This is a genomic window from Alishewanella agri BL06 (assembly GCF_000272005.1).
In the GTDB taxonomy this organism is placed as follows: Bacteria; Pseudomonadota; Gammaproteobacteria; order Enterobacterales; family Alteromonadaceae; genus Alishewanella; species Alishewanella agri.
Genome location: NZ_AKKU01000026.1, coordinates 303,474 through 325,756 on the forward strand (window position 1 = coordinate 303,474; position 22,283 = coordinate 325,756).

The following is a 22,283-nucleotide window of genomic DNA, read 5'->3' on the forward strand; positions in this document are numbered from 1 at the left end:
CTGTTAAATAGAATTGGCACTTGCCTGTGGGTGATTCGGGCCTTCCGTGGCACGCGAAATGGGTTGCGCCTGAGGTAGGCAGCAGACCGCACTTAAGCGGCAGTGTGCCGCTTAAGTGTCAGATGGGTGCTTAAAACTTATATTGCGCACCCAGGTAGTACTGCCGGCCTGTGGCATGGTAGTAAGTTAAACGGTTGCCGCTGGAATCAACCCACTGATCATCTACTTCGTTGGTCAGGTTCAGCGCTTCAAACGTCAGCTTCCAGTTATCAGTTATCTGATACGACATTGCGGCATCAATATTACGGGTGGCGTTAGTGCCTTCCATATCATTATTATCGCGGCCGATAGCATTAGTCAGATAACGCGCACGATCTGCCAGTGACACCCGGGCAGAGAATTTTTCGTCCTCGTAGTACAGGGTGGCACTACGGGTATTCTCGGACAACCCCTGCAGGTCACGGGTGGCCAGCACCACACCGGTATTATTGATGTAGTCCATCTGGGCTTTAACATAGGTATAGTTACCGATAAAGCCAAAGCGGTTCCAGAATTCCGGCAGGAAGCTAAACGGCATCTGGTACTGCACTTCAAAGCCGTACAGATTACCACCCGGACCATTTAATGGCGTGTTAGTTTGCCATTCAATGTTTTCGTTACAGTCAGTGCCATAGCCCGGGCCTGCATTACAGGCATCGATAGCCGCCTGGATCGGTAAACCGGTTTCAGTAAAGAGTTTGGTTTCCCGTAAGCCCTGCACATAGCTGTCGATATCTTTCCGGAAAACCGCCACACCTAATAAGGACTCATTATCAAAGTACAGCTCTAAACCTAAATCATAGGTTTTGGCTTTGGTCGGCTCCAGCGTTGGGTTACCACCGCTGATTGAGCGTGAGCCGCCCGATACTGAAACGGACACGTTTGGTCTGATACTACCCAAACCAGCACGGGCCATCACTTCAGCATAACCAAAGCGAATTATTACATCGTCCAGTGGTTCGAACACCAGGTTAAGTGATGGCAGGAATTCGTTATAGTCGTGCTCAGCGGTAACCAACTGCTGGGTTGAACCTAAGGTCGCCCAGGCAGTAGAGGATTGATCCGTTTTCACGAAACGACCACCGATATCACCGCGTAGTCCGGTATCACCCAACTCGGTGTCGAATGCCAGCTGCACATAAGCGCCCAGCGTTTTTTCTTCGGCGGAGAAGTTATCGACGCGGCGGAAATCCCGGCTGACCGTAAAGGCACCCGTGTTGCTGTAGATATCGTAACGGGCATCGATAGCGGCCAGATCCGGTACTAACCAGCTGCCATAAGGGCCAACGCCGGCACCGTATTGACGGATCAGATCCGGGCTCATTACCACTCCCGCCGCATTTTCACTTTGCCGGCGTGCTTCGGTCGTTTCAAACTGGAATTTCTTGTAGTGCAAGCCACTGCGCAGTGTTAGTGCTTCGGTTAATACATATTCGACGTTAAAAGCGGCGCTGTCGAAGGTGTTTTCAGCGCCTAATGGCCGTAAACGCACGCTATTCGTGGTCCAGCCATTCGGATCAAACACACCGGCGCCAAACAGCAGCTCTGGATTGTCACGTTTGCTGCCCCGGTAGTCATAACTAAAGGTTTGACCGCCTTTCTCCATAACGACAGTCGTTTGAATCGGGTTATCAAACTCTGATTTCGCCCGGCCGACCATGGCATCAATCTTCAGATTATCAGTTAGCTGATGCTGGCCACTTAGGGTAAATTGTAGGAAATCAGTGGAAAGTTCGTCATAGCGCAGTTCGTTACGGATTAATGCATTTTCAAACGAAGCATAAGTGACGGTGTTGGTGCTATCGATTTCATAGTCCAGCACATTCATCGGCCCGGTTTGACCGTTGCCATTCAGAATACCCTGCATAAAGGCTTCCTGACGGGTCGAATCATCCTTAGAGTACAACACATCCAGATTAAAACGGGTTTCCAGACTGGGGCGGTATTCTAATGCGGTCGCGACACCGGTACGTTTTACATTATGCATATAGGAATCGTAACGCGGTAAGCGCGGCCGGAAGCCATCGTTGATGGCCTGCAGCTCTGCACCGCTGGTTTGACCGCGGTAGCTACCAAAGTCATTAACGTTGTTCCAACGCACGGTAGAGTAACCCTCATCCAGAATGTCGCGCTCTGAAAATGCGGCGGAAATCAGATAACCAAAGGTGCCGTCTTCGTTGATGTTACTAAACAGGAACGAGCCTTTCGGATCCACTTCTTCTGATTTGTCGTTATAACCGGCCTGAATGTTGGCAGCAAAGGTTAAACCATCATAGTCGAACGGACGGGCAGTACGCATATCTACTGTGGCGCCAAGCGACCCCTCCTCGACATTGGCTGAGGCTGTTTTGCGTACTGTCAACTCGTTAAACAAATCAGAAGAAAAGGTATTAAAGTCAAAGCCCCGACCACGGTTAGCCCCACCGATGGCATCTGTACCGCCACTGGTAGATTGTGCTTCCATACCGTTAATTCTTACCCGGGTGAAATCCGGGCCCAGGCCACGCACAGAGATCTGTCGGCCTTCACCGGCTACCCGGCTAATGGCTACCCCCGGAATACGCTGCAGCGATTCGGCCAGGTTCAGATCCGGGAAATCAGCGATATCTTCTGCCTTGATGGTGTCAGTGGCACCGGTTTCAAAGCGTTTCTGGTTTAGGGCGCTGGCCAGACTGCCACGGAAGCTACCGACAACGGAAATCACTTCAATCTGTTCTTCCGCTTTTTGCTGTTCGGTCTGTTCAGCCTGTTCAGTTTGCTGTGCCAGCGCCTGAGCGCTGAATAAGGTTGCCAGACCGGCCAGGGTTAATGCCCGGCAGACTTTACTGGGGCGAAAGGGTGTTCTGCTGTTTACCATCTTGTTCACCTTGTCCTGAGTGTTTATCTGTTGCCAGCTTAACTGGCTATTCTCGTCTTTGTCAGGAACCTATACCCGTTGTCTGTAACCTGACAGCGTAAAAAGCTGTGCGGTTATCGTGCCGGGTATATTGCTCCCCTGTTGATAATTCGGCGACTGTTAAAGCATAGTTGTCTTGTCTACCGGTGGCAAAAAAAGCTTGCAATTTTGTGCCACCGATGGCAAAAAGCTAACACCAAGCAGTAAATCCTGTCAATTAATGATGCAAATTAAATCAGTTTTCGACAGGCGCTTTATGTGGTTTTGTGGTTTAACTTAATGAATTTATTGCGTTTGATTGGTTTTTTAAAATTCAGGTTGTTCCATATTTGAACATTATTCCTGACGATAACACCACAGATGCCGCAGCAACAAACCGACAAAATAGGAGTGACAGATGACGAGCTTATTTACCCTGAGCGGCCAAACGGCCCTGGTTACCGGTGCCAGCCGGGGTTTAGGCCAGGCGATTGCTAAGGCGCTGGCTGCAGCGGGGGCCAAAGTGCTGTGTGCCTGTTCCAACAGCGGTGGCGCAGCCGCAACGGTTGATGCCATTCTGGCCAATGGTGGCCAGGCGCAGGAGTTGGTGGCGGATCTGAGTAACGAACAGGCCGTGCGGGATCTGGCTGCCGCCGCGCTGGCAGCAGGGCCGGTGCAGATCCTGGTGAACTGTGGTGGCACCATTTTCCGGGCGCCGGCACATGAGTTTCCGATGAGCGAGTGGCATAAGGTGATCGCAGTCAATCTGGATGCGGCCTTCTTATTGTCGCAATTGCTGGGCGCCGAGATGATAAAACGCCAGAGCGGTAAGATTATTAATATCGCCTCGATGCTTTCCTACAGTGGTGGCATCACGGTACCGGCCTACACTGCCAGTAAACATGCGATTGCCGGAGTCACCAAAGCGCTGGCCAATGAATGGGCGCAGCATAATATTCAGGTTAATGCGATAGCCCCGGGCTATTTTCGCACCGATAACACCGCCGCGTTACAGGCCGATGCACAGCGCAATGCCGCTATTTTGGGGCGGATCCCGGCCGGGCGCTGGGGTGAGCCGGAAGATTTAGCCGGTGCCGCCGTATTTTTGGCGAGTGCGGCCAGTGAATATGTGAATGGCCATGTGCTGGCCGTCGATGGCGGCTGGCTGGCGCGCTAAAGCGCTAAATCACAAGACAGCCAGAGCGCAGCAACCCATTAAACAGAGGACTAATGATGAGCGTAATTTTTGAAAGCCGTTATCCAACCCACCCGGATGATGTAAAGCGGTACGATACTGAGCAGCTACGGCAGCATTTTCTGGTCGATAACCTGATGCAGCCTGACCAGTTGGTACTGTGCTATACCCATTACGAGCGGGTAATTGTCGGTAGTGCGGTGCCGGTGACTGGTCCGGTACAGCTTGAGACGGTAGCAGCGTTAAAAGCTGACTATTTTTTACAGCGTCGCGAGCTTGGCATTATTAACGTCGGCGGCAGTGGCGTAGTTGAAGTTGATGGCCAGCGTTATCCGCTGCAAAACAAAGAAGCGCTCTATGTGGGTATGGGCGCACGGCAGGTTAGTTTTTACAGCGACAACGCCGCTACCCCGGCTAAGTTTTATCTGAATTCGGCGCCGGCACATCACAGCTATCCGACCAAACATCTGACTATGGATAACTGTACTGTGCTGCAAATGGGGGCCCAGGCGACATCGAATGAACGGGCGATCCACCAGTTAATGATTAATGATGTGGTAGAGACCTGTCAGCTGCAAATGGGCCTGACGGTACTAAAGCCCGGCAGTGTCTGGAATACCATGCCGGCGCACCAGCATGACCGCCGGATGGAAGCCTATTTTTACTTTGATTTAGCGCCGGAGCAGGGCGTTTGTCACTTTATGGGCCAGCCACAGCAAACCCGGCATATTTGGGTCGCCAATGAGCAGGCGGTGGTGTCGCCGGCCTGGTCGATTCACAGCGGCTGCGGTACCAGCAACTACGCCTTTATCTGGGGGATGGCCGGTGAAAATCTGGATTATCACGATATGGATAAGTTTCCGGCCAGCGCCATGCGCTAACGGCAGCAGCCAACGTTAGGCCGGCACAGACCGGCCGACCGGCTACCACAGTAGCCAGCATAGGATTAACAGGGTAACAGTATGAAGAGACGAACACAGCAAAGCCGGATGCGCTGGGTGCTGGCGGCAGCGGCCAGTTTGCTGCTAAGCGCCTGTCAGCCGGAGCAGGAGGTTAAAGTGCTGAGGCTGGCGCATACGCTGGATCAGGAGCATGTGGTGCATAAAGCCATGGCGCTGATGGGCGAGCGGCTGGCGGAATACTCCGGCGGCAGTATGCGGATTGAGATCTACAGTGGTGGTCAGCTCGGTAACGAGCGGGAGCTGGTTGAGTTGCTGCAGATCGGCAGTCTGGCGATGACCAAGGTGTCGGCCAGCCCGCTGGAAGGCTTTGTGCCGGCGATGCAGGTGTTCAGTGTGCCCTATATTTTTGACGATAACGCGCATTTCTGGCGGGTATTGGAAAGCGAGATCGGTCAGGGCTTACTGCAGGAGATCCAGGTTGCCCGTCTGTATGGCCTGGGTTATTACGATGCCGGCAGCCGCAGTTTTTATTCCAGTAATACCCGTATCGATAGCCCGGCCGATTTACGCGGCAAAAAATTCCGGGTGCTTAACAGTCAAACCGCAGTGCGGATGGTGGAAGCACTGGGCGGCGCCGCTACCCCGATTGACTGGGGTGAGCTTTACACTGCCATCCAACAGGGGGTGGTGGACGGCGCCGAGAATAACCCGCCCAGTTTCTATTTATCCCGCCACTATGAGCTGAGTAAATACTTCTCGTTGGATGAACACACCGCGGTACCGGATGTGCTGATTATGAGCCTGCATGTCTGGCAGGATCTGACACCAGAGCAGCAGCAATGGGTGCAGCAGGCCGCTAATGATTCAATTGTCTATCAGCGTGCTGCCTGGCAGCGAGCGTCGGGAGAGGCGCTTAATGCCGTTAAAGCCGCAGGGGTGACGGTTATTTACCCGGATAAAGCCCCCTTCCGTCAGGCGGTCGCGCCCTTCTATCAGCAAATGCTGCAAACCCGTATTGGCCCCTTGCTGGAACAAATTGCGGCCATGCGTGAGGTTAGCCCGGAGGTAAAGGATGACTAAATTATTATTTTGGGTTGATACGGTGCTGAAGTGGTTTCTGGCGCTGCTGATGCTCAGCATCGTGCTGGTGGTTAGCTGGCAGGTGGTATCGCGTTATCTGCTGCAAAGCCCAAGCTCGGTCACCGAAGAGTTGTCGCGTTGCCTGTTGATTTGGATAGGCATGATTGGCGCAGCACTGGCCTATCGTACCGGCGTACATCTGGGGCTGGACATTGTTACCCGGCGCTTTGACGCTGAGTTACAGCGGCGGTTGAATATGTTGCTGACCAGTGCCGTAGTGCTATTTGCGTTGGCAGTGATGGTGGTCGGTGGCGGTAATCTGATGGCGCTGACTTTTGAGTTAAATCAGATGTCAGCAGCACTGGGGATTAAGATGGCCTATATCTACAGCGTGATCCCGCTATCAGGTTTACTTATTGCGTTTTATGGCTGTTGCCAGCTGTATCATCTGGCGCTGCGACAGCCAATGCCACAAGTCGAGGGGCTGCACTAATGGAAATCTCAATTCTGGTTCTGTTGCTGGTCTTTTTCTCACTGCTACTGCTCAATGTCCCTATTTCGTTCTGTATCGGGTTGGCAACGCTGGCCACCATGTTGATCAGTATCGACTTTATGCCGGCGGTCACGACGATGGCGCAGCGGATGGCCGGTGGGATTAACAGCTTTGCGTTACTGGCGATTCCGTTTTTTATTTTGTCCGGTTTGATTATGGGGCGCGGCGGCATTGCCAAGCGGCTGATTGAATGTGCCATGGCATTGATCGGCATGCTGCCGGGCGGCCTGGCACTGGTCAATGTGGTGTCCTGTATGTTCTTTGGCGCCATCTCCGGCTCGGCGGTAGCCGCCACTTCGGCGATCGGCAGCTTTATGCTGCCAGAGATGAAAAAGCAGGGTTATGACGTTAACTTCAGTGCCGCTGTAACCGCTTCTGCGGCGACCACCGGCATGTTAATTCCACCGAGCAATATTCTGATTGTCTATGCCATTGCCAGTGGCGGGGTATCGATTGCCGCGCTCTTTGTGGCCGGCTATTTACCCGGCATTTTGCTCGGCGTGTCGCTGATGCTGGTTTGTGCCGGCTATGCAAAGTTAAAAGGTTATCCGGTCGGTGCCCGTTTGCCGCTGAAATTAGTGGCGCAGAAAGTGGCGGCCGCCTTACCCAGCCTGTTTATGATTTTCCTGGTGATTGGCGGCATTATCGGTGGCATTTTTACCGCCACTGAGGCTGGCGCCATCGCCGTGATCTATTCGTTGATTCTCGCTGTTGGCCTGTACCGTGAAGTGAAAGTCAGTGAGCTGTCGGGTATTTTAATGAAAGCGGCCGAAACCACGGCCATAGTGCTGGCGTTAATTGCGACCTCGTCGGCGATGTCGTGGATCTTGTCTTATGAGCAAATTCCGCAAACCATCAGCGCGGCGATGCTGACCATCAGCGAGAACCCTTTGTTGATCCTGCTGATGATTAACCTGATTTTATTGATTGTCGGTGCCTTTATGGACATGACGCCGGCGGTGTTGATCTTTACCCCAATCTTTTTACCGGTGGCGGTTGAGCTGGGTATGAGCCCGCTGCACTTTGGCATTATGATGGTGTTGAATTTGTCGATTGGTCTGGTATCGCCGCCGGTTGGCAGTGTGCTCTTTGTCAGCTGCGCCATTGCCAAAACGCGGATTGAAGCCATTATCCGGCCGATGTTGCCGCTATATCTGGCAATGTTTGTGGTACTGATGCTGGTAACCTATATTCCAGCGATCAGCGAGTTTTTACCGGCCCTGTTTGGGTTGTAAAAAAACCAAGGAGCAATGCGATGGGTAGTTATGTGATCCCCAATCTGGCTAATGCCTGCCGGGTCTTGGCCCTGGTGGCTGAATCGGAGCAAGGCTTAAGCTTAACCGAGCTGGAGCAACGGCTGGCGGTGCCACGCACGACCACCTTTCGCATTTTACAGACGCTGTGTCAGCAGCAATTGCTGGAAAAGCAGGGTAAGCGCTATCTGGTAGGCGCGGCGCTGTTTAAGATGAGCTGCCAGCTGGTGAGTACTTCTAAACTGAGCCGGGAAGCCTTACCTTTCTTGCAGCGCCTGACACTGGCAACCGGCATGAGTGTGCAATTGGTGCTGCCGCACGCCGAAGGGGCACTGATCACTGAGGTCTGTGATTGCCCAAACCCACTGCGGTTGGCAGCAAGGCCGGGTACGCTGGCCTATTTTAATTGCTCGGCAGCGGGTAAACTATTTCTGGCGTTTTTACATTTCGATGCACTATCTGAGCTGGCTGCGAAGGGCTTGTTTCGGACACAAACGCCACAAAGTATCGTAAGTTGTGCCGATCTTCGCTTAGAATTGCAACGTATATTAGGCCGGGGTTATGCAACGGATGATTTAGAATACCATCCGGATGTACGTTGTTTAGCTGCGCCGATCCGTGATGAACGCGGTATAGTGGTGGCAGCAGTGTCGGTAACAGCACCGGCCACGCTGTTTCCCCGGCAACAGATAGCCGATGTGGCAGCTAAAGTGAAGAAAGCAGCCATAGATATCGGCTTAACCGTATACCGGCCGCAACTGGCGGCCAATCATAAATAACCCGGGATGGTAGAAGAACAGGCTTATGCAGAAACAGTCCACAATCAATGATGTCGCCCGTATTGCCGGTGTCTCCAAACGCACCGTATCCAGGGTTATTAACGGCTCGCTTAGCGTGGGTGAAAGTACCCGTTTAAAAGTTGAGAAAGTGATTAATGAGCTTAAGTACTCGCCGAATGCTCAGGCGCGAGGTCTGGCATCCAGCAGATCTTACCTGCTCGGTTTAATTTACGACAACCCCGATGCCTTATATCTGGATGATGTGCAACGTGGGGTGCTGGAAGTTTGTTCAAATCTGGGCTACGAATTAGTCGTACATCCTTGCCGCTATCAAAGCGAAAGTCTGGTTAATGATTGTCTGCGTTTTATGCGCCGCTCCAAGTTGGATGGCGTGATCGTACTGCCGCCAGTATCTGAATCAGAAACCCTGGCTGCCGCATTGAAAGAATCCGGTAGTCCTTATGTCCGGCTTAGCTCGGTGGCACTGGATAGCCAGGAACATATTGTAGTGTCGGACGATCGTGCGGCTGCAGCTGAGATGGCGCGCTATTTCGCCCAGCTTGGGCATGAAAAAATTGCCTTTATCAGTGGCCCACAGCGTTACAAATCTTCCACCGAGCGGATGGAAGGCTTCCAGCTCGGGCTCTCGGTCTACGGCGTTAAGATTGCACCGGATATGATTCTGGAAGGCAACAACACCTTTGAAACCGGTATAGAGTGTGCCCGGCAATTACTGCAACGTGACGAGCTGCCGACGGCGATTTTTGCCAACAATGACCAGATGGCAGCCGGCGTATTAAAAGTTGCCAACAGTCTGGGGATCAAGGTGCCGGAACAACTTTCGGTAGCGGGTTTTGACGATAATATGCTGGCTTCCCGGATGATTCCGGCCTTGACCACGATTCGCCGGCCGGTGCGACAAATGGCGTTATTGGCGACCACTAAAATGATCATGTCAATTGAGCAGAATCATAAGGCGGCATTAAATGTAGCTTCTAAGGTTGCGCCAACCCTGGTGGTGCGGGAGTCAACCGGCCCATGTAAAACGGCGGTTGTCGCTAACAATGCGGCAGCGCTGGTGGCTGCTCGCCGGAGTTGATGTGGCGTAGCACTAAAAAAGTTGCCAACGGTGGCAATTTTTTTAGTGAAATGCTTGCCACCGGTGGCAAATTGGTTATTATAACAACCAGACCCCGGTAATTGTCGAGCGACTGCCTCGACGTACGCAGTAGGTATTGTTCCCTGTTGCCAACAACAAAGGATACAAGATGACAGATCTGAAGAAACGTAACAGCCTGAAACTTTTTACCGCCGCCTCGGCCAGTCTTAGTCTGTTAAGCGTCAGTGGTTGCCAGAGCGTTACTGCACTGCCTGTTAGTGCCAAAGACGCCGACGACTTGCGGCAGTGGCAGCAGGCCGATCAGATTATTGCTGCCATCAAGCCGGTTAAGTTTCCGGATCGCAGCTTCTCAATTACTGATTTTGGCGCTGCAGCCAAAGCCGGCTTTGATAATACGGCCGCCATTGCTGCGGCTATTGCTGCCTGTGCTGCTGCCGGCGGTGGCCGGGTACTGATCCCGGGCGGCCGTTTTGAAACCGGTGCGATTCATCTGAAATCGAACGTCAATTTACATCTGGCTGATGACACTGTGCTGTCGTTCTATACCGATCGCGAGCATTACCTGCCTTATGTGATGACCCGCTGGGAAGGCGTTGAGTTAATGGGCTATTCGCCGCTGATCTATGCCTATCAGCAGGAAAATATTGCGCTGACGGGTAATGGCATCCTTGAAGGTAATGGTGCGGTAGACGCCTGGTGGCCGTGGAAAGGTCAGTGGGAGCGTCGCAACTGGGATTATGATGCCAGTGTTGATCAAGTGAAAACCCGCTCACCGCTGTTTGAGATGGCTGAACGCGGCGTACCGGTCAGTGAGCGGGTGTTTAACGAAAACTTTTTACGACCACCTTTTATTCAACCTTATGGCTGTAAGCGGGTATTGATTGAAGGAGTGACCATCCGTAATTCGCCGTTCTGGTTAATCAATCCGGTGTTATCGGAAGATGTGATAGTGCGTAATGTCAATTGCATCAGCTATGGCCCGAACTCGGATGGCTGTAACCCGGAGTCCTGCAACAGAGTACTGATTGAAAACTGCCTGTTTGATACCGGCGATGACTGTATCGCGCTGAAGTCCGGTCGCAACAATGACGGCCGTCGCCTGGCAACACCGGTACAAAACGTGGTGATCCAGGATTGTATTATGCGTGCGGGTCATGGTGGCGTGGTGATGGGCAGTGAAATCTCTGGTGGTGCCCGTAATATCTTTGCCCGCCGTTGTCGGATGAGCAGCCCTAATCTGGCGCGTGGTATCCGGATCAAAACCAACTCGGTCCGTGGTGGCCTGATTGAAAATGTCTATATCCGGGATATCGAGATTGGTGAAGTGCGTGACGCTATCGTGATTAACTTCTTCTACGAAGAGGGCGATGCCGGCAACTTTATGCCACAAGTTAATAATTTACATATCAGTAATCTGACGGTGCAAAAGGCGCAGCGGGCTTTTGAGCTGCGCGGCTTCGAACGGGCGCCAATCAGCGGCGTTACCCTGCATCATGTGCAGTTTAACAACACAGCAGCGCTGGGCGTGCTGGAAAACATTGCTGGTATTGATCAGTTAGACGTCAGCCTGAACGGCCGGGCGATTAGCATTTAATTTTTGTTTTTATTGCCACCGCTAGACAAGGTTGGCGCAATACAGGTAACAACAGATGACAACAGAGCAGCAAGCCGGATGCAGTATCCGTTTACCGGAACAAAGCAGTGCAGCCCAGCTGGCGGTATTGCAGGTGCACCAGCGCGATAATGTGCTGGTGGCGTTGCAAGCGCTGCAGGCGGGCGAGCCGTTACCGGCGCCGTTTTCACATCTTAGCGCGCAAACCGCAGTACCGGCCGGGCATAAGCTGGCGCTGACGGCAATCGCGGCCGGTGAGCCGGTGCTGAAATACGGTTTTGCGATTGGCCGAGCCACCCAGCCGATTGCCGCTGGTGAGCATGTGCACTCGCACAATCTGGCGACAGCACTGAGTGGCACCATTGAATACAGCTATACCGGCTGTCAGGCACCGGCGCTGAGTTTTCCGGCTGACTTGCCGCAAAGCTTTCAGGGTTACCGGCGCAGCAACGGTAAGGTGGGTACCCGCAATGAGCTGTGGATTATCAATACGGTGGGCTGTGTCAACCGCGCGGCAATGCGGGTCGCCGAGCAGGCGCGTCAGCACTATGCCGATTTGTTGGCACTTAAAAATATCGACGGTATTCATGCTTTTACCCACCCTTTTGGTTGCTCGCAACTGGGCGATGATCTTGATCATACCCGCCAGTTACTGGCCGGCCTGATCCAACATCCAAACGCCGGTGCGGTGCTGATCCTGGGACTTGGCTGCGAGAACAATCAGTTGGCCAGGCTGCTGCAAGCTTGCCCCGATGTTGATAGCAGCCGCATCCGCGCCTTTAATGCCCAGCAGGTTGAAGATGAAGTGGAGCAGGGCCTGGCTGCAGTGGGGGAATTACTGCAGTTGATGGCCAACGACCAGCGCTCGGCCTGTCCGGTATCAGAGCTGGTACTGGGCATGAAATGCGGTGGCTCGGATGGTTTTAGCGGCCTGACAGCTAACGCCCTGGTAGGACGTACCGCCGATTTGCTGGCCGCGGCTGGCGGCAAGGTGGTGCTGACTGAAACCCCGGAAATGTTTGGCGCCGAGCAGGTGTTTATGGCCCGTGCCGCCAATCAGCAGGTATTTGCCGATCTGGTCACTCTGGTTAATGACTTTAAACAGTACTTTATCGACAACCAGCAACCGGTGTATGAGAACCCGAGCCCGGGCAATAAAGACGGCGGTTTGACCACGTTGGAAGAAAAGTCGCTGGGTGCCATTCAAAAAGGCGGCTCTGCCGTGGTGCAGCAAATTATCCGCTACGGCGAACAAGCGCATGCCGCCGGTCTGACCTTGCTGGAAGGGCCGGGGAATGATGCGGTGTCCTCGACGGCGCTAACGGCAGCCGGTGCCACCTTACTGCTGTTTACTACCGGTCGTGGCACACCGCTGGGCTTCCCGGCACCCACCGTCAAGATCGCATCGAATTCCAATCTGGCGGCGCGTAAGCCGCAATGGATTGACTATGACGCCGGCCAGTTGTTGCAGGTCGGGCAGGATGCGCAGCAGTTTACCGGGCAATTTTTCCGTTATTTGCTGGCGGTGGCCTCGGGCGAGCGCACCCGCAACGAAATTTCTGACAACCGTGAAATCGCTATCTGGAAGAACGGTGTCACGCTTTAACCTATGCTGCGGCCAGGCCGCAGTCAGTATGCTTACAGGATCTTAATTATGGCTCAGACCACGCCTTTAACCTTACATCCGGACCGCTTATTCCCATCCGATCCGCTGGTACGCGATATTGCCCGCCGGCTGTATCAGCAAATCAAGGATCTGCCTATTGTCAGCCCGCATGGTCATACTGATCCGCGTTGGTTTGCCGACGATGCCAACTTTGATAACGCCACGACCTTGCTGCTGCTGCCGGATCACTATGTGTTCCGCATGCTGTATAGCCAGGGGATCAAACTGGAAGAGTTGGGGATCCGGCGTAAGGACGGCGTGGCGGTAGAAACTGATTACCGTAAAATCTTCCGTATTTTTGCCAGGCACTATTATTTGTTTCGCGGCACGCCATCGCGGATCTGGCTGGACAGCGTGTTTCACGATGTGTTTGGCCTTGAGGTCGCGCTGAGCGAAGAGACCGCCGATCACTATTACGACAGTATCAATGCCCAGCTGGTAAAACCGGAATTTAAGCCGCGCGCCTTACTGGATCGCTTTAATATCGAGCTGATTGCTACCACCGAAGGGGCACTGAATGACCTGCGCCACCATGCCAAACTAAAAGGCACCGGCTATGAGCATAAAGTGATTACCACCTTCCGGCCGGATGATGTGGTCGATGCGGATCGTGCGGATTTTGCCGCCAACATCGCCAAACTGGGGGAGTTGACCGGCGAAGATACGCAAAGCTGGCCGGGTTATCTGGCGGCACTGCGAAAAAGACGGGCTTTTTTCCGTGAACATGGCGCGACGGCAACCGATCATGGTCATCCGTCGGCTATTACCGCTGATTTAGCGCCAAGCGAGGCCGCAGCCTTGTTTCAACGTTGTCTGGCCGGTACTGCAACGCCTGCAGAAACCGAGTTATTCCGTGGCCAGATGCTTACCGAGATGGCCGGCATGAGCCTGCAAGATGGCATGACGATGCAAATTCATCCCGGCGCGCACCGCAACCATAATCAGGTGATCTTTGAGCGTTTTGGGCCCGATAAAGGCGCTGATATTCCAAGCCCGACCGAGTTTGTCAGTAACCTGAAACCACTGCTGCAAAAATATGGCAACGAGGCCAGCTTAAACATCATTCTGTTTACGCTGGATGAAACCACCTATGCCCGCGAGCTGGCGCCATTGGCTGGCCATTATCCGGCGTTAAAGCTGGGTCCGGCCTGGTGGTTCCATGATAGCCCGGAGGGCATGCTGCGCTTCCGGCATCAGGTTACCGAAACGGCTGGTTTCTATAACACTGTCGGTTTTAATGACGATACCCGGGCTTTCTTCTCGATCCCGGCCCGGCATGATGTGGCGCGGCGTATTGACTGCCGCTTCCTGGCCGGTTTAGTGGCTGAGCACCGCCTGACCGAAGCAGAAGCCGCCGAGTTGGCCTACCAGCTGACTTATGGCCTGGTGAAACAGGCTTATCAGCTGAAGTAACAGCACTGCCTAACTCAGGGTGACGGTGGCAGGCACTTGCCGGCATACCGTCATCAGGCTTAACGCGAACAGCAGGCAAACTATGACATTATTAAGCAATAACACCCTTGCCAGTTTGGCCGGCAAACTGCCACTGCCCGCCTACCGGCTGGCACCACAGCAACCCGGTATCGGCATAGTGCATCTGGGGCCCGGCGCGTTTTTCCGCGGCCATCAGGCCTATTACACTGATCTGGCACTGCAGCACGGTGGTGACTGGGCGATCAGTGCGGTTTCGATGCGCTCGCCGGATGTCAGTCAGGCGCTGACCCCGCAGGATGGGCTCTATACGCTGGCAGTACTGGATAGCGACACCCGTTATCAGGTGATTGGCAGTGTGCAGGAAGTGCTGATTGCCAGTGAGCGGTATCAGAGTGTACTGGCACGACTCAGCGACGCAGCGACCCGCTATGTCACCCTGACGATTACTGAAAAAGGCTATTGCCTGAATGCGCAGGGCGAACTGGATTTACAGCATCCGCAAATTCAGCAGGATCTGAGCGGCGGCCAACCGGCGGTCACTGCTATCGGCTTGCTGGTTGCCGCCCTAGCAGCCCGCTATGCTAAGAATGTGGCGCCTTTTTGCGTACTCAGTTGCGATAACCTGACCGATAACGGCCATAAGCTACGCAGGGCGCTGATTGGCTTTGCGGCGCAAAAGGCGCCGGCCCTGGCCAACTGGCTGGAGCAGCAACTGATCAGCCCCTGTACCATGGTCGACAGTATTACGCCGGCAACCGACGCTGCGCTGCGTGCTCAGGTCGCGGGGGTACTGGGCGTTAACGACAACTGGCCGATTAAACGCGAAGCCTTTGTGCAGTGGGTAATTGAAGATATTTTACCGGCAGAGCGGCCAGCGTGGCAGCAAGCCGGGGTGATCTATGCCGCCGATGTCAGCGCCTTTGAAAAAGCCAAGTTACGGTTATTAAATGCTCCGCACTCGACACTGGCCTATATCGGTTATCTGCTTGGCTATGAAACCGTGTATGACGCCATGCAGGATAAAACGCTGCTGAATTTACTGCAGCAAATGGTGCAGCAGGAAATTATGCCATCTTTTACCGCACCGGCTGAGCTGGATATTCAGCAGTATAGCCAGGCGATTTTTGCCCGCTTTGAAAACCCGGCGATCCGCCATCTGCTGGCGCAAATCGCCTGGGATGGGTCGCAGAAAATGCCGATGCGTATTCTGCCGGTGATCCGCGATAACCTGGCGGCCGGGCGCAGCATCAGCAAACTGAGCTTTTGTCTGGCAGCTTGGTTCTTATTTATCCGCCGCCGGCTGGCAGAAGGCCAGCCGCTGGTTGACCCCTTAGCCAGCAGCCTGACTGCGGCAGCGTCCACTTGTCGCGGTGAGGCGCAGCATGATGTCGCCCGCTTTCTGGCGATTGAGGCCGTGTTCGGCACTGAGCTGCCAAAGCAAGATACCTTTAGCCAGGCCGTGACTGCGGCCTATCAACAACTGACGACCCTGGTATCCGAACAGCCAGTGGCGCGCGGAGTAGTCTAATGTCGGCGTTATCTCACGTTTTACAAGGCCCAGCCTTATTACCCATTATTCAGGCTGAGGTACCAAGCACTGCAGTAGCTATTGCTCAGGCGATGCAGCAGGGCGGTATTGGTTCGGTCGAGGTGGTACTGCGCACGCCAAAAGCTTTGGATTGTATCAGTGCTATTCGCAGCGCCTTACCTGAGCTGTTGGTGGGCGCCGGTACCATTTTATCGGCGGCGGATGCCCAGGCAGCAAAAGACGCCGGTGCGCAGTTTCTGGTGAGCCCGGCCAGTACGCCCAAACTGTTACAGGCCATGCTGGATACCGGACTGGCGCTGGCGCCGGGGGTATCGACCCCTTCAGAAATTGCGCTGGCACTGGAAATGGGCATTCGTGAACTGAAATTTTTTCCGGCCAATTTATCCGGTGGCAGCGCCATGTTAAAGGCACTGAGCAGTATTTTTCAGCAGGTACGGTTCTGTCCGACCGGCGGCATCAGCCAGCAAAATCTGGCTGAATATCTGGCGTTGCCAAATGTGTTTGTGGTCGGTGGCTCCTGGATCTCGCCGGCCAGCGCCATTGCCAGCGGCGACTGGGCACAGATCACGGCATTGTCGCACCAAGCCTGTAGCCTGGCCCGGCAATTAAAACAGGCGGCATAGGAGAAAGACCATGAGCAAACGTATTGTCATTATGGGCGAGTGCATGGTGGAGCTGTTTCAGCTGGTGGAAAATGTCTATCACCAGGCCTTTGCTGGCGATGTGTTTAATACCGCTGTTTATCTGAAACGCTGTGCTGAGCAACCTATTGAGGTGCAGTTTTTTACTGCGGTCGGTACCGATCTGATTAGCGACAAGCTGGTGCGGGCGGTGGAGCGCGAAAAAATTGATACTCAGCTGATATTACGCAGCAAAACTGCGCGCCCCGGCCTGTATATGATTAATACCGATGCCTTTGGTGAGCGCAGCTTTGTGTACTGGCGCGATACGTCGGCAGCGAAACAGGTGCTGCAACTGGCGAGCAGTCAACAGCGGTTGGCGGAGCTAACGGGAGCAGAGATGTTTTTCTTCTCCGGCATCACGCTGGCCATTTTGAATGACAGCGACCGCGAAGCGCTGTTTGCGCTGGTGGCAGAGTTAAAAGCCAGCGGCAGCCGGATCATCTTTGACCCTAACTACCGACCGGCGCTGTGGCCAACAGCCGAAGCGGCAAAAGCAGCATTTTTGCGTGCCTATGCGTTGGCTGATGTGGCCCTGCCGGGGCTGGATGATCATAAGGTGTTATTTGCCGCCACTTGCACCGAAGAGGTGGTAGCCCAGCTTTCCGCCCTAGGCGTGGAAGAGATCGTGGTGAAAAACGGCAAGGACGGCATCAGTGGTCGTTATCAGGGCCAGGATTTCAGCGCCCTGGCACATCCGGTAAAAAAAGTGGTGGATACTACAGCGGCCGGCGATTCCTTTAACGGCGGTTATCTGGCGGCCCGGCTGGGCGGTATTGCGCCGGCGCAGGCGGTAAAGTTTGCGGCGCGGCTGGCGGGCTTTGTGGTGGAGCATACCGGTGCCATTGTTGGCAAAGAACATTTTAATGGCTTTTGGGCTAAGAACCGGCCATCGCAATTTCGATAACAACAATATTGTGGCGGACAAACCCGCCCGCTAACAATAAGATCTGATCGATCAGACAGTACCCCTACAACCAGGCAAACTTTAATTGAATGGGAGTAAGGTATGAGTATAACGACATTGTTTCCGCAAGCGGCGGAGATCCCGGCAGAGTTTGCCCAGCAGCGGCTACTGGAGCAACGCGACTATCTGTTAAATGGTGAGCTGGTTAGCTGGCCAGGTGAGCTTAGCCCGGTAATCAGCCCGGTACAGCTGCGCCATGGCGATACCCTGACACCGGTATTACTGGGTTATACGCCGCTGCTTGATGCCGAGGCGGCACTGCAGGCATTGGATGGCGCCGTTAAGGCCTATGATCTGGGGCGTGGCGCCTGGCCGAGCATGCCGGTGCTGGAACGGATCAGGCATGTTGAAACTTTTTTAGGCCTGATGCAGCAGCAACGCACCGAGGTGATCCGGTTGCTGATGTGGGAAATTGGTAAGAATTATCCGGATGCGGCCAAAGAGTTTGACCGCACCTGCGATTATATCCGCGATACCATCGCCGCCTTGAAGCAGCAGGATCGGGACGCCAGCCATTTTATTATCGAACAGGGCGCACTGGGCAAGATCCGCCGGGTCCCGGTTGGGGTGGCGCTGTGTATGGGCCCCTTTAACTATCCGCTTAATGAAACCTTTACTACGCTGATCCCGGCACTGATTATGGGTAATACCGTGATCTTTAAACCGGCGAAATATGGTGTGCTGCTGATCCAGCCGTTGTTACGCGCCTTTGCGCAAAGCTTTCCAGCCGGGGTGATTAATATTATTTATGGCCGCGGCCGGGAAACGGTCGGGGTGCTGATGGAAAGCGGCAAGATCGATCTGTTTGCCTTTATCGGCACCAACAAGGGCGCCAGCGATTTAAAACGGATGCACCCTAAGCCGCACCGGCTGCGCGCTGTACTGGGGCTGGATGCGAAAAATCCCGGCATTATTCTCGCGGATGCCGACTTAAAGCGCACTGTCGCTGAGGTCGTCGCCGGCGCCTTGTCGTTTAACGGCCAGCGCTGTACCGCACTAAAAATTCTGTTTGTTGAACGGCCTTTGGCGGCGGCCTTTGTCAAAGCGCTAAGCCAGGCGGTAGATCAGTTGCAGCTGGGCATGCCCTGGCAAGCGGGTGTACAGATCACACCGTTGCCAGAACCCGGTAAAACGGCTTTTCTTACCGCCTTACTCGAAGATGCAATCGCCAATGGTGCTCAGGTACAAAATGCCCAGGGTGGTGTCTGTGCCGGCTCCTTATTTAAGCCGGCGGTGCTGTATCCGGTGAACGCCAGCATGCGGCTCTATCAGGAAGAGCAGTTCGGCCCGCTGGTGCCGGTCGTGCCTTTTGACAGCATCGACGAGGTGATTGACTATGTGGTGAACTCCAACTTTGGCCAGCAGCTGAGTATCTTTGGGCAGGATCCGCGACAGGTCGGCGAGCTGGTCGATATTTTTGCTAATCAGGTTGGCCGGATCAATATTAACGCTCAGTGTCAGCGCGGGCCGGATAGCTTCCCGTTTAACGGCCGCAAAGACTCCGCCGAGGGCACTTTGTCGGTCGTGGATGCGCTGCGGCAGTTTTCCACGCCAACATTAGTCGCGACCAAGTATCAGGATCCGGATGTCGGCTTTGTAAAACAGATTATCCAGCAGCGCGCCTCGCACTTTCTGGCGACGGATTTTTTGTTCTAGGTGAGCTGCCGCAGTTTTGCTAATTGCCGCCGAACCGATTAAGCTGCTGCCAAGCCTGTAACCGTTGGCAGCAGCGCGATCTTTGCTGCTTACCAGCCGCTATACTTTGAGGTTGATATGCAGCCGCAGTTTCTGCACGCCGTACAACAGCTTATTCCTGCTGAGCGCTATTTCGATGATCCGCTCAGCACGCTGGCCTTTGGCACAGATGCCAGTTTTTATCGGTTAACACCTAAGTTGGTACTCAGGGTTGAAAGCGAACAGGAAGTGATCGCCTTATTAAAGCTGGCAGGTCAGTATCAGGTGCCGCTAACCTTTCGCGCGGCGGGCACCAGTTTATCCGGGCAGGCGGTGACGGATTCGGTGTTGTTGGTGCTGGGCGAAAACTGGCAGCAATATCAGATTTTTGAGCTCGGTGAACGGATCCGGCTCGCCCCCGGGGTGATAGGCGCGCAGGCGAATCAATGGCTGGCGCCCTATGGCCGCAAGATTGGCCCGGATCCGGCATCGATTAACAGCTGCAAAATTGGCGGCATCGTCGCCAATAATGCCAGCGGCATGTGCTGTGGTACCGCGCAAAACAGCTTTAATACCCTGCACGGTATGCGTTTGGTGCTCGCTGACGGCACAGTGTTGGATACGGAAGATGCAGCAAGTGTCGCGGCCTTTCGGCAGTCCCATGCGCCACTATTAGCCGAGCTTAGCACCCTGGCCCAGCAAACCTGTGACAATCCCGAACTGCTGGCCAAGATTCGCCATAAATACCGCTTAAAAAATACCATGGGCTTTTCGCTAAATGCTCTGACGGAGTTTAGCGATCCTATCGATATCTTAAGCCACTTAATGGTGGGATCAGAAGGCTGCCTCGGCTTTATTAGCAGTGTTACCTATCAGACGGTGCCGGAGCATCCGCATAAAGCCAGCGCACTCTATGTGTTCCCGGATATTGCCAGTTGCTGTCAGGCGGTAACCTTGCTAAAAGACACGCCGGTGGCGGCTGTTGAGCTGCTGGACCGGCGCAGTTTACGCTCGGTACAACATAAAGCCGGCTTGCCGGCCTGGGTGGCGACCTTGTCAGAGGGGGCAGCGGCACTGCTAATTGAGAGTCGCGCTGCTACAGTGCCGCAGCTGGAGCGTCAGATAGCGACAATACAGCAGCAACTGGCGGCCTTTGAACTGGAACAAAAAGTAGAGTTTACCCGCGAGCCGGCAGTCTGTGAGCAATTGTGGGCGATCCGCAAAGGTACTTTTCCGGCGGTCGGCGCGGTACGCGAAACCGGTACCACGGTGATCATTGAAGATGTCACCTTCCCACTGCCACGCCTGGCAGAAGGGGTATTAGCTTTACAGCGGTTGTTTGATCGTTTTGGTTATCACGAGGCCATTATTTTCGGGCATGCGCTGGAGGGGAATCTGCATTTTGTGTTTACCCAGAGTTTTAACAGCGCCACCGAGATCCAGCGTTATGCTGATTTTATGCGTGAGGTGGCGCAGCTGGTGGCAGTAGAATTTGGTGGCGCGTTAAAGGCTGAGCATGGCACCGGCCGTAATATGGCGCCCTTTGTGGAACTGGAATGGGGTACTGAGGCTTATCAACTGATGTGGCGGATTAAACAGCTATTGGATCCGCAGCATATTCTTAACCCCGAGGTAGTGCTAAGCCGCGATAGTCAGCTGCATCTGAAGCATTTAAAAGCGCTGCCGGCGGCGGATCCTTTGGTTGATAAATGTATTGAATGTGGCTTTTGTGAGCCGGTTTGTCCCTCGCGTAAGCTAACGTTAACGCCGCGCCAGCGCATAGTGGCACAGCGTGAGATCTCACTACTGCAGCAAAGCGGTGAGGATAGCGCGCGCTTAGCCGCGCTGCAGCAAGCCTATCAGTATGCCGGCACCGATACCTGTGCCGCCTGTGGCCTGTGTAGCACGGCCTGTCCGGTGGGTATTAATACCGGCGATCTGACAAGGCAACTGCGTGGCCGTGCCAATCAGCGTTTTCAGGGGCTGGCGAACTTTGCCGCGAGTAAGTTTAGTGTTATCAGCAGCCTTGGCCGCACCGCGCTTAACATCGGCCAGCTCGGCGCCCGTATGTTAGGCCCGGCCATGCCACTTTGGCATCAGGCGATGCCAACTGCGGCCCGCGCCTTTCAGTTACCGGATCAGCCGGATCTGGACTCAGGCTTAATACCGGTATTGTATTTTGGCAGCTGTAGTGGCCGGGTAATGGGGCCGCAGCAGCACAGTCAGGATTTGCGCAGTTTGGCTGAGGTAAGTGCCAACTTACTACAAAAAGCCGGTTATCAGTTATTTCAGCCGCCAAAGCTGGCCCAGCAATGCTGTGGCATGCCGTTTCAGTCCAAGGGGCAATTTGCTGCCGCCAAGCAGCTGCAGCAACAATTGCATCAGTGGTTAATGCAGCACAGTGAGCAGGGCCGGATTGCAGTGTTTTGCGATAGCAGCCCCTGCAGCTTAACTTTACGCGAAGCCTTAGATCCGAGATTGCAGCTGTTTGATAGCATCGACTTTATCTATGACAAGGTTCTGCCGAAGCTAAAGCTGAACAAACAGGCCGCGCCACTGGCGCTGCATATCAGTTGCAGCGCGCAGCAGTTGGAGCAGGGCCGCAAGCTGACTGAACTGGCCGCCGCCTGTACTGAACAGCTGGTGATCCCCGAGGGCATCAGCTGCTGTGGTTTTGCCGGTGACAAGGGCTTTTTCTTACCGGAGCTTAATGCGTCAGCATTGTCTGATTTAGCGCGGCAGGTAAGTAAGTGCTCACGGGGGGTATCCAGCAGCCGCACTTGTGAAATTGGTTTAAGCCGGCACAGTGGCGTCGAGTATCAGCATTTACTGTATTTACTTGATGCACAAAGTGACTAATTGTTTTTGTTATGGCAAGCTGAATTCAGATTAATCTGAATCAGGT

16 protein-coding genes are annotated in these 22,283 nt (G+C 54.1%); 15 read left to right on the forward strand and 1 reads right to left on the reverse strand.

Annotation, left to right across the window (positions count from 1 at the left end; genetic code table 11):
• Positions 1-130 precede the first annotated feature (130 nt).
• A complete protein-coding gene (locus AGRI_RS15060; protein ID WP_008985736.1) occupies positions 131-2,896 on the reverse strand; it encodes a TonB-dependent receptor in 2,766 nt (921 codons plus the stop codon).
• A gap of 436 nt (positions 2,897-3,332) precedes the next feature.
• On the opposite strand from AGRI_RS15060, the gene AGRI_RS15065 reads away from it, so the two are divergent.
• From AGRI_RS15065 to AGRI_RS15135, 15 genes are all read left to right on the forward strand, one after another.
• On the forward strand, positions 3,333-4,091 hold the full coding sequence (locus AGRI_RS15065) for an SDR family oxidoreductase (RefSeq protein ID WP_008985737.1): 759 nt from the start codon (positions 3,333-3,335) through the stop codon (positions 4,089-4,091).
• 56 nt (positions 4,092-4,147) lie between these two features.
• Positions 4,148-4,990 (forward strand): 5-dehydro-4-deoxy-D-glucuronate isomerase, encoded by an 843-nt coding sequence (gene kduI / locus AGRI_RS15070; RefSeq protein WP_008985738.1) that lies wholly within the window; start codon positions 4,148-4,150, stop codon positions 4,988-4,990.
• A gap of 81 nt (positions 4,991-5,071) precedes the next feature.
• The gene (locus tag AGRI_RS15075; RefSeq protein ID WP_040292081.1) at positions 5,072-6,091 is read left to right on the forward strand and encodes a TRAP transporter substrate-binding protein; all 1,020 of its coding nucleotides are present in this window, start codon (positions 5,072-5,074) and stop codon (positions 6,089-6,091) included.
• Positions 6,084-6,584, forward strand: a complete 501-nt coding sequence (locus AGRI_RS15080) for a TRAP transporter small permease (RefSeq protein WP_008608820.1) — start codon at positions 6,084-6,086, stop codon at positions 6,582-6,584. The genes AGRI_RS15075 and AGRI_RS15080 overlap by 8 nt, the downstream gene beginning before the upstream one ends.
• A complete protein-coding gene (locus AGRI_RS15085) occupies positions 6,584-7,879 on the forward strand; it encodes a TRAP transporter large permease (protein ID WP_008985740.1) in 1,296 nt (431 codons plus the stop codon). Before AGRI_RS15080 ends, AGRI_RS15085 begins: the two co-directional genes overlap by 1 nt.
• Before the next feature lie 20 nt (positions 7,880-7,899).
• Positions 7,900-8,676, forward strand: coding sequence for an IclR family transcriptional regulator (locus AGRI_RS15090; RefSeq protein ID WP_008985741.1), 777 nt, complete (start codon positions 7,900-7,902; stop codon positions 8,674-8,676).
• Positions 8,677-8,701: 25 nt separating this feature from the next.
• The gene (locus AGRI_RS15095) at positions 8,702-9,775 is read left to right on the forward strand and encodes a LacI family DNA-binding transcriptional regulator (protein WP_008985742.1); all 1,074 of its coding nucleotides are present in this window, start codon (positions 8,702-8,704) and stop codon (positions 9,773-9,775) included.
• Between the two features lie 169 nt (positions 9,776-9,944).
• Positions 9,945-11,390 (forward strand): glycoside hydrolase family 28 protein, encoded by a 1,446-nt coding sequence (locus AGRI_RS15100; protein WP_008985743.1) that lies wholly within the window; start codon positions 9,945-9,947, stop codon positions 11,388-11,390.
• Positions 11,391-11,445: 55 nt separating this feature from the next.
• Entirely contained in the window at positions 11,446-13,014 is a 1,569-nt protein-coding gene (locus tag AGRI_RS15105) for a UxaA family hydrolase (protein WP_008985744.1), read from the forward strand.
• A 48-nt stretch (positions 13,015-13,062) separates the two neighbouring features.
• Positions 13,063-14,487 (forward strand): glucuronate isomerase, encoded by a 1,425-nt coding sequence (gene uxaC, locus AGRI_RS15110; RefSeq protein ID WP_040292160.1) that lies wholly within the window; start codon positions 13,063-13,065, stop codon positions 14,485-14,487.
• An 82-nt stretch (positions 14,488-14,569) separates the two neighbouring features.
• Positions 14,570-16,036 carry a mannitol dehydrogenase family protein gene (locus AGRI_RS15115; protein ID WP_008985746.1) on the forward strand — a complete coding sequence of 489 codons (1,467 nt, stop codon included), beginning with the start codon at positions 14,570-14,572 and terminating at the stop codon, positions 16,034-16,036.
• Complete coding sequence (eda, locus tag AGRI_RS15120; RefSeq protein ID WP_008985747.1) at positions 16,036-16,680, forward strand: bifunctional 4-hydroxy-2-oxoglutarate aldolase/2-dehydro-3-deoxy-phosphogluconate aldolase; 645 nt, start codon at positions 16,036-16,038, stop codon at positions 16,678-16,680. The genes AGRI_RS15115 and eda overlap by 1 nt, the downstream gene beginning before the upstream one ends.
• A gap of 10 nt (positions 16,681-16,690) precedes the next feature.
• Positions 16,691-17,644: a sugar kinase gene (locus AGRI_RS15125; RefSeq protein ID WP_008985748.1), complete on the forward strand. Its 954-nt coding sequence runs from the start codon at positions 16,691-16,693 to the stop codon at positions 17,642-17,644.
• 102 nt (positions 17,645-17,746) lie between these two features.
• A complete protein-coding gene (locus AGRI_RS15130) occupies positions 17,747-19,360 on the forward strand; it encodes an NADP-dependent glyceraldehyde-3-phosphate dehydrogenase (protein WP_008985749.1) in 1,614 nt (537 codons plus the stop codon).
• A gap of 117 nt (positions 19,361-19,477) precedes the next feature.
• Positions 19,478-22,237, forward strand: coding sequence for an FAD-binding and (Fe-S)-binding domain-containing protein (locus tag AGRI_RS15135; RefSeq protein WP_008985750.1), 2,760 nt, complete (start codon positions 19,478-19,480; stop codon positions 22,235-22,237).
• The last annotated feature ends 46 nt before the right edge of the window (positions 22,238-22,283 follow it).